The organism is Neisseria lisongii, assembly GCF_028463985.1.
Classification (GTDB): Bacteria; Pseudomonadota; Gammaproteobacteria; order Burkholderiales; family Neisseriaceae; genus Neisseria; species Neisseria lisongii.
Genome location: NZ_CP116766.1, coordinates 879,875 through 894,949, shown reverse-complemented (window position 1 = coordinate 894,949; position 15,075 = coordinate 879,875). Strand labels below are relative to the sequence as shown.

The 15,075-nt window shown below is 49.8% G+C and carries 15 protein-coding genes and 2 pseudogenes; 11 read left to right on the top strand and 6 right to left on the bottom strand.

The annotated features are described in order from the left end of the window. Positions 1-22: 22 nt before the first annotated feature. Positions 23-571, top strand: a complete 549-nt coding sequence (locus tag PJU73_RS03995; RefSeq protein ID WP_237091263.1) for an ACP-like domain-containing protein — start codon at positions 23-25, stop codon at positions 569-571. A 297-nt stretch (positions 572-868) separates the two neighbouring features. Here the strand turns inward: PJU73_RS03995 and PJU73_RS03990 are convergent, their stop codons facing one another. Continuing rightward, entirely contained in the window at positions 869-1,078 is a 210-nt protein-coding gene (locus PJU73_RS03990) for a hypothetical protein (protein WP_237091264.1), read from the bottom strand. An 80-nt stretch (positions 1,079-1,158) separates the two neighbouring features. On the opposite strand from PJU73_RS03990, the pseudogene PJU73_RS09600 reads away from it, so the two are divergent. From PJU73_RS09600 to PJU73_RS09595, 4 genes and pseudogenes are all read left to right on the top strand, one after another. Further along, positions 1,159-1,941 (top strand): annotated as a pseudogene (locus PJU73_RS09600) (minor capsid protein); the annotation flags it as partial. Beyond that, positions 1,938-2,336 (top strand): colicin immunity domain-containing protein, encoded by a 399-nt coding sequence (locus PJU73_RS03975; RefSeq protein WP_237091266.1) that lies wholly within the window; start codon positions 1,938-1,940, stop codon positions 2,334-2,336. The pseudogene PJU73_RS09600 and the gene PJU73_RS03975, both read left to right, overlap by 4 nt. Before the next feature lie 113 nt (positions 2,337-2,449). Next, a complete protein-coding gene (locus PJU73_RS03970) occupies positions 2,450-2,770 on the top strand; it encodes a hypothetical protein (RefSeq protein ID WP_237091267.1) in 321 nt (106 codons plus the stop codon). Then, positions 2,767-3,183: pseudogene (locus tag PJU73_RS09595) on the top strand (transposase family protein); the annotation flags it as partial. The gene PJU73_RS03970 and the pseudogene PJU73_RS09595, both read left to right, overlap by 4 nt. 74 nt (positions 3,184-3,257) lie before the next feature. Here PJU73_RS09595 and PJU73_RS03965 read toward each other — a convergent pair. The 3 genes from PJU73_RS03965 to rpe form a co-directional block, all read right to left on the bottom strand. Continuing rightward, positions 3,258-3,821 (bottom strand): peptidylprolyl isomerase, encoded by a 564-nt coding sequence (locus tag PJU73_RS03965; RefSeq protein ID WP_237091268.1) that lies wholly within the window; start codon positions 3,819-3,821, stop codon positions 3,258-3,260. Between the two features lie 138 nt (positions 3,822-3,959). Then, complete coding sequence (locus PJU73_RS03960) at positions 3,960-5,174, bottom strand: pyridoxal phosphate-dependent aminotransferase (RefSeq protein ID WP_237091269.1); 1,215 nt, start codon at positions 5,172-5,174, stop codon at positions 3,960-3,962. A 155-nt stretch (positions 5,175-5,329) separates the two neighbouring features. Further along, the gene (gene rpe / locus PJU73_RS03955) at positions 5,330-6,007 is read right to left on the bottom strand and encodes a ribulose-phosphate 3-epimerase (RefSeq protein ID WP_237091270.1); all 678 of its coding nucleotides are present in this window, start codon (positions 6,005-6,007) and stop codon (positions 5,330-5,332) included. Between the two features lie 221 nt (positions 6,008-6,228). Between rpe and PJU73_RS03950 the strand changes: the two genes are divergently transcribed. Both PJU73_RS03950 and PJU73_RS03945 read left to right on the top strand, forming a co-directional pair. After that, positions 6,229-6,642 (top strand): Spy/CpxP family protein refolding chaperone, encoded by a 414-nt coding sequence (locus PJU73_RS03950; protein WP_237091271.1) that lies wholly within the window; start codon positions 6,229-6,231, stop codon positions 6,640-6,642. A 279-nt stretch (positions 6,643-6,921) separates the two neighbouring features. Continuing rightward, positions 6,922-7,884: an IS110 family RNA-guided transposase gene (locus PJU73_RS03945; protein WP_443094073.1), complete on the top strand. Its 963-nt coding sequence runs from the start codon at positions 6,922-6,924 to the stop codon at positions 7,882-7,884. Positions 7,885-8,246: 362 nt separating this feature from the next. Here PJU73_RS03945 and ribBA read toward each other — a convergent pair whose 3' ends face one another. Next, entirely contained in the window at positions 8,247-9,590 is a 1,344-nt protein-coding gene (gene ribBA, locus PJU73_RS03940) for a bifunctional 3,4-dihydroxy-2-butanone-4-phosphate synthase/GTP cyclohydrolase II (RefSeq protein ID WP_237091985.1), read from the bottom strand. A 225-nt stretch (positions 9,591-9,815) separates the two neighbouring features. Here ribBA and PJU73_RS03935 point away from each other — a divergent pair, with 225 nt between their 5' ends. Beyond that, positions 9,816-10,412 (top strand): DUF4230 domain-containing protein, encoded by a 597-nt coding sequence (locus tag PJU73_RS03935; protein WP_237091984.1) that lies wholly within the window; start codon positions 9,816-9,818, stop codon positions 10,410-10,412. A gap of 246 nt (positions 10,413-10,658) precedes the next feature. On the opposite strand, the gene PJU73_RS03930 is transcribed toward PJU73_RS03935, so the two are convergent. Continuing rightward, positions 10,659-11,879 (bottom strand): uracil-xanthine permease family protein, encoded by a 1,221-nt coding sequence (locus PJU73_RS03930; RefSeq protein ID WP_237091983.1) that lies wholly within the window; start codon positions 11,877-11,879, stop codon positions 10,659-10,661. Positions 11,880-12,082: 203 nt separating this feature from the next. Here PJU73_RS03930 and cmk point away from each other — a divergent pair, with 203 nt between their 5' ends. The 3 genes from cmk to PJU73_RS03915 all read left to right on the top strand — a co-directional run bounded on the left by cmk (position 12,083) and on the right by PJU73_RS03915 (position 14,991). Then, positions 12,083-12,742 (top strand): (d)CMP kinase, encoded by a 660-nt coding sequence (cmk, locus tag PJU73_RS03925; protein WP_237091982.1) that lies wholly within the window; start codon positions 12,083-12,085, stop codon positions 12,740-12,742. A 238-nt stretch (positions 12,743-12,980) separates the two neighbouring features. Next, the gene (gene rpsA, locus PJU73_RS03920) at positions 12,981-14,666 is read left to right on the top strand and encodes a 30S ribosomal protein S1 (RefSeq protein WP_237091981.1); all 1,686 of its coding nucleotides are present in this window, start codon (positions 12,981-12,983) and stop codon (positions 14,664-14,666) included. A gap of 10 nt (positions 14,667-14,676) precedes the next feature. After that, positions 14,677-14,991: an integration host factor subunit beta gene (locus PJU73_RS03915; protein ID WP_237091980.1), complete on the top strand. Its 315-nt coding sequence runs from the start codon at positions 14,677-14,679 to the stop codon at positions 14,989-14,991. Positions 14,992-15,075 lie beyond the last annotated feature (84 nt).

Sequence of the window (15,075 nt, the reverse complement as noted above, 5' to 3'; positions counted from 1 at the left end):
CAATCATTGACGGAGTATCCCTATGAACAAACATTTGAAATTAATCGTTCCTGCCGTATTGGCCGCCGTAGCCCTGTCTGCCTGCAGCAGCACCGGCAAAACCAAAGCCGCTGAAAAACCGGCTGCCCAACCGGCTCAAACCCAAGCCGCACCACAAATTCCTGCGCCGCAAACTGTAAAAGTTGATTCTATCGACTCTACCAAAGAAGTGATCTACAAATGCGATAAAATCGACAGACTGGGCGTAATGTACGGCATTAAAGGCGGTCAGGTTGTGATTGCACAACTGCGTGTGGGTGACCAACTGTCGCCTAACCTACTGCGTGTAGTCGGCAACAACGACCAAAACTACTTCTGGGGCAACGATGGTACAATCTGGGCTTCCGGCGCAGCCAACGCCCAAAATGTCGATAAAGTGGACGGCAATGCCCTGTTCCGCCGCGGTCTGACCGAAGTCAACGGCAAAGTGGAAGTAAACGACCAAATCATCGCCCGCAGCTGCGTATTGGATAAAAAAGCAACTGCCGCTTTGAACAAGCCTGCTGCCAAAGCCAAAGCTAAGAAAAAATAAAACTTTAATTGTTTGATGTAGGAAATGTAGATTATTTAATAATCAATTTTTCCATATATGTATGCCGTCTGAAAAACAGTTTTTCAGACGGCATTTTTGCACCTGTTATTACTCTTTTTCGGCGGCTGTTTTGTTGGTTACGCCCGCAACAAACAGATCAATTGATTTGTGTTGTTTATCGGCTTTTCTTTATGAGGGTTATTTTAGATGTCTTTGAATAACTCTAGTTATCTAGGACAGCCCCAAAGATATTGTCGCTCAGTCGTTTTAATGCCTAGGAGGCGGCCGATTTCGGTTTTAACAGCGTATGGTTTGTTGTTGTTGGAACTGACACAGTTGGAACGGTATATCGGGAAACAAAGTCTTAATGCCTTTAAAGCCGTCTGCAATAATGCTTTGAATATGGATGCCTTTGCCGATAATGGAACATAAACCTTGGTGGTAATGGGCAAGTGTTTCATATCGGATATAGCTGATATGGACGATGCTGCCGTCCAAACTGCTCATAAATAGGGTAACGTAATACCAAAGTTGCGTCCGAAATCGGCGCTTCGCTGCGTTAGGGTGATGCCGTTGTCCGTACTGCGGCAACCCATGTTGCCAGTATGGTACTGCAGGCAACGGCGGAAGAGAATCAGGATATTGTTGCCGGTTTCCGCTTTTTGGCAACATTGGACGGTCGGACTTCCGCCATCTGCCGCAGCTTGGACGGCGAAGTGTTCCCGATAGACAACGGCCCCCGTCCGCCGTTGCACATCAACTGCCGCTCGTCGCTGGTAATCGAATTGAAGCCTGAATACAAAGGGCGGAATACCGATGCCAAGCGGGCGGGCAAAGACGGCGCAGTATCGGCGCAGGCAACGTATTACGACTGGCTGAAAACCCAGCCTGCTTCGTTTCAGGAAGAAGTGTTGGGCAAACAGCGGGCGCAGTTATTCCGTGATGGCGGCCTGACAGCCAAAGAGTTTGCACGCTTGCAGTTGGATAAGAATTTCAAGCAGGTTCGCTTGGAAACGCTGTATGATGCCATTGTACAAAAGCCGGTTGATACACGGAGCTTGAAAGGTGTTTCTTTCAGCTATAAACAGTTGAGAGATAAATTTAAGCACGCTCAAGAGGCGGGTATTGCAACGAAACCCAATCTTGACGGTGTGGAATCTTACCGAAAATACATCTTGGAGGTAATGAACCGGTCGGAAACACGGCAGTTTGGGCGTTATCTTGCAGACAAAAATGCCAAAGTGTTTTATCATGAGCCGTCTGAAACAGTGGCAGTATTTACGGAAACAAATAAATTTTTGAGTATATGGCAGTTTGAACAAGGTTCAAAACAGCATAAAAACTATATTAAAACAGGAAATTTGAGGTGAATCCCAAAATGAAATGGAAACTGCGGCCACAACCGGTCGGTGATTCTCCAATCTTGAATTTAGCACGGCAGCTTGTGGCAGGCGAGGTTTCCGCCAATGAGTTTGAAGATACATTTCAAAGGTTGTGGTTTCGCGAGAAAGCGTTTACCAAAGTGGATATCAGCCCTGAATGTGATTATATTGGTGAGATGGAAACCGATATCTTCTCTTGTGCTGAATCGTATAGCCGTTATAAGTCTGCGGATTTTGTCCCAGATCAGTGGGACGGCTGTGGGGCGAATGAGTTGAACGCCCGTGTTAAAGCAATGGTGGCTTATGAATATGAGGATGTAATGGAAATTTGTCAGCATTATCATTACAACATCGGTGCTTTCTGGTGGGATATGGAAAAATGATTTTTTGATGTTTTAACCGAAGCGGCTAAAGGCCGCTTTTTTTGTTGCCCTGAGTTTTGCAGGGCTTTTTTGCGGGCAAGGCCCGTTAATTTTTTATCTCAAGGAGATGTTTTATGAACTACCGCAATATGTTTTCCGTTTTACGCAATCAGGCCGGTGCAGACGGTGATGGTGCAGGCAGCGGCACAGGCGGCCAGCAGGGTTTGACGCAGGCGGATATCGATGCTGCGGTTGAGGCGGCGGTCGGCGGTCTGAAAGCGAAAAATTCCGAATTGCTGGGCAAGCTGAAAACGCAAGGCGAGCAGCTGAAACAGTTTGAAGGGATTGACCCTGATGCGGTGCGGCTGATGCTGAAGCAGTTTTCGGACAACGAAGAGGCCGAGCTGATTAAGGCGGGCAAGTTTGACGAAGCGTTTAACAAGTGTCCTGACTGACACTTCATCAACGCCAAGCTGTTTGGTGAGCCTATACACAGGATAAAATCACGGTTACTCTGCTGACCCGGTAATACCGGGTCAGCAGAGTAACCATTTACCAAGTCCTTAAGGCCGCACGGCTGCAACTGCACCAACAACCGTTTTAAACGGGCCAAGTACGGCATAAAGCGTTTAGCCAAAATCGAGAAAGACATCGAAGACAAACTCAAAAACAGGCTAAACGCTACAACAAATTCCACCTTGGCGAAATGCTACATTTCGACACCAAACGGTTGCCGTTATTGCAGAATCAAAAAGTAAGCGCCCCGAGGGATTACTTGTTTATCGCCATTGACGACTATTATCGGGAACTGTATGCGGTCATTTTGTCTGACCGTACGGTCACCAGTGTAGCCAAGTTCCTTAAAGGCGATACGCCTTTTGAGGTTTTACAGGCTTATTTTTCTCAACCTGTTGTGTAAACAACGCAGATGTTTCTTACATCTCAGTGAATAGTAATTTTTTTAATGATAACAGGTTTGACCGGTACGTTTTGATAGAAACTGCGGGTGGTGGTCGGTACTTTGCCGATGCGGCTGACCACGTCCATGCCGGAAGTTACTTTGCCGAATACGGCATAGCCGTAGCCTTGGGGCGTTTTGTTTTTGAAATTCAGAAACTGATTGTCGGCGGTGTTGATAAAAAACTGGCTGGTGGCGGAATGCGGATTACCGGTGCGGGCCATAGCGATGGTGCCGACGGCGTTTTTCAGGCCGTTGTCGGCTTCGTTGGCAATCGCTTTATCGGTCGGTTTTTCCGCAAGCTGTTCGGTGTAGCCGCCGCCCTGAATCATGAAGTTGTCGATAACCCGATGAAAGATTGTGTTGTTGTAAAACCCTTTTTGGGCATAGCTGACGAAGTTGGCAACGGTTTTCGGGGCTTTGTTTTCGTCTAACTGCAATTCGATATTGCCCATATTGGTTTCAATCGTGGCACGGGTTTGGGCGTGGGCGGTGAATGCGGCGCTCAGGGTGAGGGCGGCAAGTGCGGTTTTGATTAAGGTATTCATGATGTTTTTATCTGGGTATAAAACGGAACAGCCGCTTATTATCGGGATTTTCAGGGCGGAAATAAACACCAAAGCGGTAAGGAAATGTTTGTAAAATGTTAAAAAAACCGCAGCGGGAAAAGCTGCGGTTGGCGGCGTTTATTGGCGGTAGTTTTGCAGGAAGCGTTCCAGCTTGCCCATCGCTTCCTCGATTTGATGGATATGCGGCAGGGTTACGATGCGGAAGTGGTCGGGCTTGTGCCAGTTGAAGCCCGTACCCTGCACCAGCAAGACTTTTTCTTTGACCAGTAAATCATAGATAAATTTCATATCGTCTTTGATTTGGTACATTTCGGTATCGATTTTCGGGAACATATACAGCGCCCCCATCGGTTTGACACACGACAGCCCCGGAATCCGATTGACCATTTCCCAGGCTTTGTTGCGCTGTTCGAGCAGGCGGCCGCCGGGCAGGATAAACTCGTTGATGCTCTGATAGCCGCCCAAGGCCGTCTGAATAGCGTGCTGCATCGGCGTGGTGGCGCAAAGGCGCATGGAAGCGAGCATATCCAAGCCTTCGATATAGCCTTTGGCATGGTCTTTCGGGCCGTTTAACACCATCCAGCCTTGGCGGAAACCGGCGACACGGTAGGATTTGGACAGGCCGTTGAAGGTAACGGTCAGCAAGTCCGGCGCAAGGGCGGCGATATGGTGGTGGACGGCACCGTCGTAGAGGATTTTGTCGTAAATTTCATCAGCGAAAATAATCAGCCCGTGGCGGCGGGCCAGTTCGGCAATTTCCAGTAGGATTTCTTTGCTGTACACAGCGCCGGTCGGATTATTGGGGTTGATGATAACAATCGCTTTGGTTTTCGGCGTGATTTTGGCTTCGATGTCGGCCAAATCGGGGAACCAGTTTTGTTCTTCATCACACAGATAATGGCACACTTTACCGCCGGCCAGCGTGGCGGCGGCCGTCCACAAAGGATAATCCGGCATCGGAATCAGAATCTCGTCGCCGTCGTCTAAAAGTGCCTGCATCGACATGGTAATCAGCTCGGATACGCCGTTGCCGATATAGACATCATTAACGCTCACGTCCAGCAAGCCTTTGGTCTGATAATAATGCACCACTGCTTTGCGTGCCGAATACAGCCCTTTGGAATCGCAATAACCCTGCGAGGTTGGCAGATTACGAATCACATCTACTAAAATTTCATCGGGCGCTTCAAAGCCGAACGGGGCGGGGTTGCCGATATTCAGCTTGAGGATTTTGTGGCCTTCTTCTTCCAGCCGCAGCGCTTCTTTATGAACCGGGCCGCGGATATCGTAGCAGACTTGTTCTAACTTTTTGGATTTTAAAAAATGATCCATGAATAATATTCCTCTGGATTGCAAACAATATGGGCTAAATGTACCCTGTTTGAGGCCGTCTGAAAAGCCCGTTTGCCGAGAATGCAGATAAAAAACGCAAGGCCGTCTGAAAACAGCGTTGAACCCAAGCCCTGTTTTCAGACGGCATCGATCGGTCAGACTGTTGCCAATTCCCGCCGCATAGCGTCAATTACCGCACGGTAATCCGCTTGGCCGAAAATGGCGGAACCGGCAACAAAAGTATCCGCACCGGCTGCGGCCACCTCGGCGATGTTGTCGGTTTTAATGCCGCCGTCCACTTCCAACGCAATTTTCCGTCCGCTTGCTAACTGATATTCGTCCAACATTGCCCGAACACGGCGGATTTTGGTTAAAGTGTGCGGAATAAAGCTCTGTCCTCCGAAACCGGGATTAACCGACATCAGCAGCACCATATCCAAACGGTCCAACACGTTTTCCAAAACATGAACCGGTGTGGCCGGATTTAGCACCAAACCGGCCTGACAGCCCGCATCTTTAATTAGGCTCAGGCTGCGGTCGATATGTTTGCTGGCTTCGGGGTGGAAAGTGATGATGTCGGTACCGGCGGCGGCAAACGACTGAATCAGATCGTCCACCGGCTCGACCATCAGATGAACGTCCACCGGTACGCCGGCATACGGCTTCAAAGCCTTGCAGACCATAGGTCCGAAAGTCAGATTCGGCACATAATGGTTGTCCATCACATCAAAGTGAATCAAATCGGCACCGGCGGCAATCACATTGGTAACTTCTTCGCCCAGACGGGCAAAATCGGCAGAAAGAATGCTGGGGGCGATGCGGTAAGTGGTCATGATTGGTTTCTCCGGTCGGAACAGTCGGTATTTTTACAACACAGGCAGATTATTTTCGGCAGTCGGTGGCAAATCGTAATAACTTTAAAATAAAGCAGTTACTTTAAAATATATCAAACAGGCGGATTCATTAACAAAAGTTAACTTTATTGATACCCCGATTCACACCGAACTCAATTATAGTCTATTTGTTCCCATTCTTGGAAATCGTTGTGTCTCTTATGCCTAAAGCCCGTTTGCCCGTTAAAATGTTTTGTGTTGCGCTGCTGGTGTGCAGCGTAACGGCAGAAGCCGCCCCCATTCACTTAGACGATTTTTCCCACAACTGCGACATCCGTCCACTGAATTTAAGCCGGGAACAACACGACAACCTGCGCCGAATCCGCATCGAATATAAAAAAGCCTACGACCGTTCCGTGCAAAAAGCCGCCCGTTCCGAGCGCAACCGCCGCCAGAATATCATGAAAATCATGGCTTCCGATGTGTTTGACAACAACAGCGCCCGCGATTATGTCGAAGCCCGCTATCTTTCGGGTATGGACTATTCGGTGGAAGAACTGGCACTGCAACACCGCTTTTACCATCTGCTGACACCGCAGCAGCAAAAAGTCTGGCTGGCGACCTGCGTACGCTGAAACAATACTGAAACTGTTTGAACACACAATGATGCCGTCTGAAAATTTAGTTTTCAGACGGCATCATTTTGAGCTTGAACGGAGAAGAGGGGCTGTTTTATCAACAAACCCGTGCGTGCTGCGGCACGCACGCTTGTATATCCAACTTCCAGTATCATAACAAGCAACACCCGCCCGGCCGCCACCCGTGCGCACCCAAGGTTCAACAACCGCTGTGTAGCTTAGGGAAGCCGGGCAACCCATCAACACAACCGGACAGTTGCCCGACAACACAACCGAATGCAAGACAGGTTTATGATGAGTACCCAAAACTACGGCGGTATCGACATCGCCAAACGAAACTTCGTTATCGGCATCACGTCTTCCAAAAAGACCAAAACCGAGACCAACAACCAAAAAGGCTTTCTCCACACCATCGAATACCTGAAAAAACATCAGGTCTCACTGGTTGTGATGGAAAGCACCGGCGGACTGGAAATCCCATTGGCCAAAGCACTGCACCGGGCAGGATTCAAAGTCATCATTGCCAATCCCCGTCAGACGCACCAATTCGCACAGTCGCAATCACTCACCAAAACCGATGCGGCCGATGCCAAAATGTTGGCGTTTTACGCACAGGTAATCACACAAAAGCCCGATTGGGAACGGCAGCTCTATACGCCGCCGAGTGAGGCAGAAGAAATCCTCGAAGCCTTAATCAGCCGCCGCACTCAACTGGTTGAAATGCGCAGTGCCGAAAAAAACCGTTTGCAGCAGGTACATGAAACACAGATTCAAAGTGTTGAAGCACTGATCGCACATTTCGACGCACTAATTGCTGCTTTGGACAGACAGATCGAAGAACATAACGACACTCATTTTGGCGACAAAAGCAGTCTGCTGCAAAGCATCAAAGGTATCGGCCCGACTACTGCGGCGACCTTATGTGCGATGTTGCCGGAATTGGGCAAAGTATCGCATAAACAGATTGCCGGTTTGGTAGGTGTCGCCCCTTATGTGAAAGAAAGCGGCACAATGAAGTTTAAAAGCCGCTGTTTCGGCGGGCGCAGTGCTGTACGCAAAACGCTGTATATGGCGGCGATGGTGGCGGCACACTACGAACCGAGGATTAAGGACTTCTACCAACGTCTGCGTTTGCGGGGTAAGCCGTACAAAGTGGCGGTAACGGCCTGTATGCGTAAGCTGCTGACGATTCTGAATGCGATGATGCGGGATCGTTTGGCGGCAGTGAGTGCTGTTTGATCATGTTGAAGTATTGCCGGTTTTGTTTAGACCGGCCTTCAGACTAACCGTTTTTGTATTTTTGCCCGACGGGGTGAAAAATACAGTTGCTACACCAAACTCGGCGTAGCGTGCATGCCGGAGCATGCACGTGTCTGTTAATATATATATAGTAAATTAACCTAATAATCCATACGGTTTTTAAACAGGGCGTAGGTTGGGTCGAGACCCAGCATTAATTTAAAAAACCTTGAAACATAAGATTTTGTTGGGTTACGCTCGTGCCTCGCTAAGCACAAACTACGCCTGCTTTTGTATGGAAAACTTAGTGTTTTAACTATAGTGGATTTAGAATGTACTAGAAATTTGGTAAATTACTATAGTCAGCTATATTTTTCCGCTTCTTCAAAACCGGTAATTTCCAAGCCGAAACCGTTGAGGCCGGTGAAGGAAGATGGTTTGCCCAATACCCGCAGTTTTTTCACGTTCAAACCGGCGAGGATTTGAGCGCCGATGCCGTAGCTTTTGCTGTCCCATTTATAGGCTTGGTTTACGCCTTTGGGCAGGGTGCGGTCGAGCAGGGCGGCACCGTCTTCCATGCGGTGCATCAAAATCACCACGCCGCTTTCCGCCTGCTGGATGCGTTCCAAGGCTTTGGGCAGCGGCCATGAATGGCGGGGATTGGTTTGGATAAAGTCCATGGCACTGAACGGTTCGTGAACCCGCACCACCGTTTCGCTGTCGGCGGTCGGCGTGCCTTTTACCAGCGCCAAATGGGTTTCGCCGGATAATTTATCGACATAAACATGTTGTTGGAACTCGCCCCAAGGGGTGGATACCGGCGTGTCGCCCATTTCTTCGAGCAGGCTTTCGGTGCGGCTGCGGTATTCGATCAGGTCGGTAATCGTACCGATTTTCAGGCCGTGGGTTTTGGCAAACTCAATCAGTTCGGGCATACGGGCCATGGTGCCGTCGTCGTTGATGATTTCGCAGATAACCGCCGCCGGAATCAGGCCGCACATTTGTGCCAAATCCACGCCGGCTTCGGTGTGTCCGGCACGCACCAACACGCCGCCTTTTTGCGCCCGCAGCGGGAAAATATGGCCGGGTTGGACGATGTCTTCGGGCTTGGCAGACGGCGAAACGGCGGTTTGAATGGTCAGCGCACGGTCGGCGGCGGAAATGCCGGTGGCGATGCCGTGCGCCGCTTCAATGGAAACGGTGAAATTGGTGCCGTATTGCGCACCGTTTTTCTGGGTCATCATCGGCAGGCCGAGTTTTTCGACCATTTCGCTTTCCATCGGCAGGCAGACCAAACCCCGGGCGTGTTTGATCATAAAATTGATGGCTTCAGGCGTAACGAATTGCGCCGCCATCAGCAGGTCGCCCTCGTTTTCACGGTCTTCGGCATCGGTGATAATCACCATTTTTCCGGCTTTGATGTCGGCGAGAATTTCGGGGATGGTAGAAATAGGTGTGTTCATTTCAGATTGCTCGTGTGTGTTTGGGGAAGTGGAAAGATGTTCGTTGTCCAGCCACATCGGCGGCATACCGGCTGCGGCTTCGATTTTGCGGGCTTTTTTCTCGCCGAAGGATTTGTTTTTCAACAGCGCCGACAGTTCGCCCTGATTGATGGCAATTGCTTCGACAAAGCGGGACTGTTGCCCTGCATAATGGCGGTCTATCCATTGCCGCAGATTGCAGCGGCGCAATTCGGTAATATTCATCGGTTTCTTTTTGCAAAAGGACAACAGCGATTGTATGCCTGAGTTTACCAAAAAGCAAACTTTCAAATTGGCGGATATCGGGTAATTACTTTTTGGTAATTTTAGTATTGCAAGGCCGTCTGAAATTTGCGTTGTCCGTTTTTCAGACGGCCTGTTGTCTTGAAAGCGGCTCTGTTTGCCAATATATAGTTTAATCCAAACAAATCAAATCAAAGGCTCAAACCGATGAAAACCGGATTCCGAATTTTGGCGGCGTTGCTGCTGTGCGGTGCAGGTGCGCTGGGGGCGTGGCTGTATCAGCAGCGCAGCGATACGCAGATGATTTCGCGCGAAGGTGTGGTAACGCAGATTCGGCAGATGAACCGTTTGGAAAGTACGGCATTCTATATCGACACCATTATCCGTACCGAGAAAAAAGGCGATTGGCGGAAATTATGGCAGGATAAGGAAAACGGGCTGTTTATCGTGCGGGGCAAAGTGTTGGCAGGCTTGGATTTGGACAAGCTCACGGCGCAAAATATCCATATCGTGGACGACAAAATCCTCATCAGCTTGCCGCCCGTGGAAATTCTCAGCGTGGATTTGGAAAACATCGAAGTGTACGATATTCAAACCGGAACATTTAATCTGTTGCCGCCCGACAAATCGCTGTTTCAAAGCGTGCAGCAGCAGGCACGCCGACAGGTTCTCGACAATGCCTGTCGTGCCGATATTCTCGGCAGCGCCAACCGTCAGGCGCAAAACCAGTTGGAAAACCTGTTTGCCTTAACGCAGACCAAAGTGTCGGTATATCCCGCCGCTGTTCCGGCGTGTCGGTTTTAGATTTATATCGTGGATTCACTTTAGTTAAAACACCGAATTTTCTGTACAAATATGTATGGCAACAGGCTAAGTTGCACCATCTGCACACCGCTCCCCGTCCCGCTGGCGGGAAGGGGCTAGGGGGAAGAGCGGCTCGCTTCGGTGTCATATTTTTTCGATTAATTCACTATATATCTGTTATAGACAACCAACAAGCCGTCTGAAAACTGCATTTTCAGACGGCTTGTTGGTTTTGATTACTGCGGACTATTCGGCGGAATCGATTTTCGGAGTTGGCAATACCCAGTTCAGAATAATTGCCAATACGGCGCACAGGCCTACGCCGGCAAAGCTGAGGGTGCCGACTTTGATAATCATGCCGCCGACACCGGTGGTCAATACCGAGCTGACGATTACCAGATTTTTCGGCTGCATCAAATCGACTTTGGCATCAATCAGGGTTTTCATGCCCAAAGAGGCGATGGTGCCGAACAGCAGAATCATAATGCCGCCCATTACCGGTAGCGGAATGGAGGCCAAAAAGGCGTTGAATTTGCCGAAAAACGCCATGCAGATGGCAAAAATCGCCGCCCAAGTCATGATTTTCGGGTTGCTGTTTTTGGTAATCATCACGGCACCGGTTACCTCGCCGTAAGTGGTTACCGGCGGGCCGCCGATCAAACCGGCAACGCACACGCCTAAGCCGTCGCCGGCGAGGGTTTTGTCCAAACCGGGGTCTTTGGCGTAATCTTTTCCGGTTACATTGCCGATGGCCATCACGCCGCCGATGTGTTCGATGGCTGGTGCAATCGCCACGGGCAGCATAAACAGTGCCGCTTGCCAGTTTACCTGTGGCGTTTCAAAATGCGGCACGGCAAACCACGGGGCGTTGGCAATGCCGGAAGTGTCCACCAAGCCCATCATCCACGCCAGAATATAGCCGGATGCTACGCCGATTAAAATCGGAATCAGCTTCATCATTTTGCTACCAAATACCGACACAATCACGGTTACGGCAAAGGTAAATCCGGCAAGAATCAGCGAGTCGCCGTATTCGATAACCTGTTTGCCGCCCGACAGACCCATCGCCATCTGGCTGGCTGCGCCCGCAACCGACAAACCGATTACCATAATCACCGGTCCGATCACCACCGGCGGCAATAATTTATGCACTGCGCCCAAGCCCCGCCATTTAATCAGTGCGGCAAACACAAAATACATAAAACCGGCGGCAAACAGGCCGAACATGGTGGACGGCAGCCCCCATTCGCCGATGGAATAAATAATCGGTGCGATAAAGGCAAAAGACGAGCCTAAAAAAATCGGCACTTTACGTTTGGTCAGCAGTTGGAACAATAGAGTGCCGATACCTGCGCCAAGCAGGGCAAGGGCCGGATTGAGACCGGTCAGCAGCGGCACCAGCACCATTGCACCAAAGGCGACAAATAAAATTTGTGCGCCCGAAATGGCTAATTTGAGTTGTTGCATGTTAAATTCCGTTATAATTGTTTAATAAACGCTCGGATTATACCGTTAATCTCAAGGTTTTGTCAGACCGCAAACCGGTAAGGCCGTCTGAAAACGGGTGAAAAGGAAATAGGGCAGTTCAGGCTGGTTTCACGGCAGCAAGGTTCTGCATTCGGGCGATACTCTGCTAAAATAAGCGCCAAATCATTACCGAGGAATGAAAGATGTCTGTCAAACAAAAAGTCATCGCCATCGACGGCCCGAGCGCATCGGGCAAAGGCACGGTCGCTTCCAGAGTAGCGGCGGCATTGGGATTTGATTATCTCGACTCCGGCGCACTCTACCGCCTGACCGCACTCTATGCCCAACAGCAACACGCCGAATGGCATGACGAAGCCGCCGTTGCCGCTTTGGCAGAACGCTTGCCCGCCGAATTTAAAGACGGCAGCATTTGGCTGGACGGGCAAGACGTTTCCGAAGCCATCCGTACCGAAGCTATCGGCATGGGCGCATCCGCCGTGGCACAGTTGCCGAAAGTGCGTGCCGCATTATTGCAGCGGCAACGGGATTTTCTCGGCGATAAAGGCTTGGTCGGCGACGGCAGGGACATGGGTTCGGTGGTGTTCCCCGAAGCTGCACTGAAAATTTTTCTGACCGCCAGTGCGCAGGTGCGTGCCGAACGGCGGGCAAAACAGCTCGGTTTGCCTTGCGAAGGCGTGGCGTTTGACCGCATTTTGTCCGACATCGAAGCACGGGACGAAGCCGACCGCCGCCGTGCCGTTGCCCCTTTGCAGCAGCTTCCCGATGCACTGTTATTGGACACCACCGATTTGGGTATCGAAGAAAGTGTAAAAAAAGTGCTTGATTGGTATAGCAAAGTGTGAAAAATCCTGTATAATTCCCCCGTTGCTTTTCAGACGGCCTACAAATCGGCGTAGGCCGTCTGAAAATGCTGTTTATACTTGGATTAAACTAAATAAGCATATCGAAATAAAAGGCTTCGCCAAATCAGATTGGCGGTTTTATTTGAATATGTTTTAAAAATTTGTCTGCTGCGCCAAGGGCGGCAGATTTTCAGCAACCCAACCCGCACCCCTTGGCGGTGTACCGAAAAGAGTAATTATGACTATGGAAAATTTTGCCCAGTTATTGGAAGAAAGCTTCACCCTGCAAGAAATGAACCCAGGTGAAGTGATTACCGCTGAAGTAGTGGCAATCGATCAAAACTTCGTTACTGTAAACGCAGGTCTGAAATCAGAATCTCTGATTGACGTAGCTGAATTCAAAAACGCTCAGGGCGAGATTGAAGTTAAAGTAGGCGATTTCGTAACCGTAACCATCGAATCTGTTGAAAACGGCTTCGGCGAAACCAAACTGTCCCGCGAAAAAGCCAAACGTGCCGCCGACTGGATTGCTTTGGAAGAAGCAATGGAAAACGGCGACATCCTGTCCGGCGTGATTAACGGCAAAGTAAAAGGCGGTCTGACTGTAATGATCAACAGCATCCGCGCCTTCCTGCCGGGTTCGCTGGTTGATGTACGTCCCGTGAAAGACACTTCACACTTTGAAGGCAAAGAAATCGAATTCAAAGTCATCAAACTGGACAAAAAACGCAACAACGTTGTCGTATCGCGCCGTGCCGTTCTGGAAGCCACTCTGGGCGAAGAACGCAAAGCCCTGCTGGAAAACCTGCAAGAAGGCGCAGTGGTTAAAGGCATCGTTAAAAACATCACCGATTACGGTGCATTCGTTGATTTGGGCGGCATCGACGGCCTGCTGCACATCACCGATCTGGCATGGCGCCGTGTGAAACACCCAAGCGAAGTGTTGGAAGTCGGTCAAGAAGTAGAAGCCAAAGTATTGAAATTCGACCAAGAAAAACAACGTGTTTCTCTGGGTATGAAACAACTGGGCGAAGACCCATGGAACGGCCTGACCCGCCGCTATCCGCAAAGCACCCGCCTGTTCGGTAAAGTATCCAACCTGACCGATTACGGTGCATTCGTAGAAATCGAACAAGGCATCGAAGGTTTGGTACACGTTTCCGAAATGGACTGGACCAACAAAAACGTACACCCAAGCAAAGTGGTTCAACTGGGCGACGAAGTAGAAGTCATGATTCTGGAAATCGATGAAGACCGCCGCCGTATCTCTTTGGGCATGAAACAATGCCAAGCCAATCCTTGGGAAGAATTTGCCGCCAACCACAACAAAGGCGACAAAATCTCCGGCGCAGTTAAATCCATCACCGACTTCGGCGTATTCGTAGGCCTGCCTGGTGGTATCGACGGCTTGGTACACTTGTCTGACCTGTCTTGGACCGAAGCCGGCGAAGAAGCCGTACGCAAATACAAAAAAGGCGAAGAAGTTGAAGCCGTTGTATTGGCAATCGACGTTGATAAAGAACGCATCTCTTTGGGTATCAAACAGCTGGAAGGCGATCCGTTCGGCAACTTTATCAGCGTAAACGACAAAGGTTCACTGGTTAAAGGTACTGTGAAATCAGTAGATGCCAAAGGTGCCGTAGTTGCTCTGTCTGAAGAAGTAGAAGCCTACCTGCCTGCAGCCGAATGGTCCAGCGAGCGTGTAGAAGACCTGCGCAACGTGGTAAAAGAAGGCGACGAAGTAGAAGCCGTTATTGCGACCGTTGATCGCAAAAACCGCAGCATCCGCCTGTCTGTTAAAGCTAAGGATGCCAAAGAAAACCGCGACGCTCTGAATTCAGTGAACGCTGCCGCAACCGCCAACGCCGGTACTACCAGCTTGGGCGACTTGCTGAAAGCCAAACTGTCCGGCGACCAAGAATAAGGTTGCAGACATGACTAAGTCTGAATTGATGGTTCGCTTGGCAGAAGTATTTGCCGAAAAAAACGGCAATCATCTGATGGCGAAAGATGTTGAGTACAGCGTAAAAGTCTTGGTTGACACCATGACCCGCTCGCTGGCACGAGGCCAACGGATCGAAATCCGAGGCTTCGGCAGCTTCGATCTGAACCACAGACCGGCTCGTATCGGCCGCAACCCCAAAACCGGCGCTCGTGTGGAAGTACCTGAAAAATACGTTCCACACTTCAAACCGGGTAAAGAATTGCGGGAACGTGTCGATATGTCGTTGCAAGAAAATGCCAACTGAATCGATTGAGTGATAAAACGCCACAGAAATGTGGCGTTTTTTTATGAAATAAGTGTTTGAGTATAAAGCAAAGGCCGTCTGAAA

Bases quoted from the DNA above. Each gene is read 5' to 3' on its own strand.
- PJU73_RS03995 (WP_237091263.1), top strand. From the start codon at position 23: ATGAACAAACATTTGAAATTAATCGTTCCTGCCGTATTGGCCGCCGTA.
- PJU73_RS03990 (WP_237091264.1), bottom strand. From the start codon at position 1,078: ATGAGCAGTTTGGACGGCAGCATCGTCCATATCAGCTATATCCGATAT.
- PJU73_RS03970 (WP_237091267.1), top strand. From the start codon at position 2,450: ATGAACTACCGCAATATGTTTTCCGTTTTACGCAATCAGGCCGGTGCA.
- PJU73_RS03965 (WP_237091268.1), bottom strand. From the start codon at position 3,821: ATGAATACCTTAATCAAAACCGCACTTGCCGCCCTCACCCTGAGCGCC.
- PJU73_RS03960 (WP_237091269.1), bottom strand. From the start codon at position 5,174: ATGGATCATTTTTTAAAATCCAAAAAGTTAGAACAAGTCTGCTACGAT.
- rpe (WP_237091270.1), bottom strand. From the start codon at position 6,007: ATGACCACTTACCGCATCGCCCCCAGCATTCTTTCTGCCGATTTTGCC.
- PJU73_RS03950 (WP_237091271.1), top strand. From the start codon at position 6,229: ATGCCTAAAGCCCGTTTGCCCGTTAAAATGTTTTGTGTTGCGCTGCTG.
- PJU73_RS03945 (WP_443094073.1), top strand. From the start codon at position 6,922: ATGCAAGACAGGTTTATGATGAGTACCCAAAACTACGGCGGTATCGAC.
- ribBA (WP_237091985.1), bottom strand. From the start codon at position 9,590: ATGAATATTACCGAATTGCGCCGCTGCAATCTGCGGCAATGGATAGAC.
- PJU73_RS03935 (WP_237091984.1), top strand. From the start codon at position 9,816: ATGAAAACCGGATTCCGAATTTTGGCGGCGTTGCTGCTGTGCGGTGCA.
- PJU73_RS03930 (WP_237091983.1), bottom strand. From the start codon at position 11,879: ATGCAACAACTCAAATTAGCCATTTCGGGCGCACAAATTTTATTTGTC.
- cmk (WP_237091982.1), top strand. From the start codon at position 12,083: ATGTCTGTCAAACAAAAAGTCATCGCCATCGACGGCCCGAGCGCATCG.
- rpsA (WP_237091981.1), top strand. From the start codon at position 12,981: ATGACTATGGAAAATTTTGCCCAGTTATTGGAAGAAAGCTTCACCCTG.
- PJU73_RS03915 (WP_237091980.1), top strand. From the start codon at position 14,677: ATGACTAAGTCTGAATTGATGGTTCGCTTGGCAGAAGTATTTGCCGAA.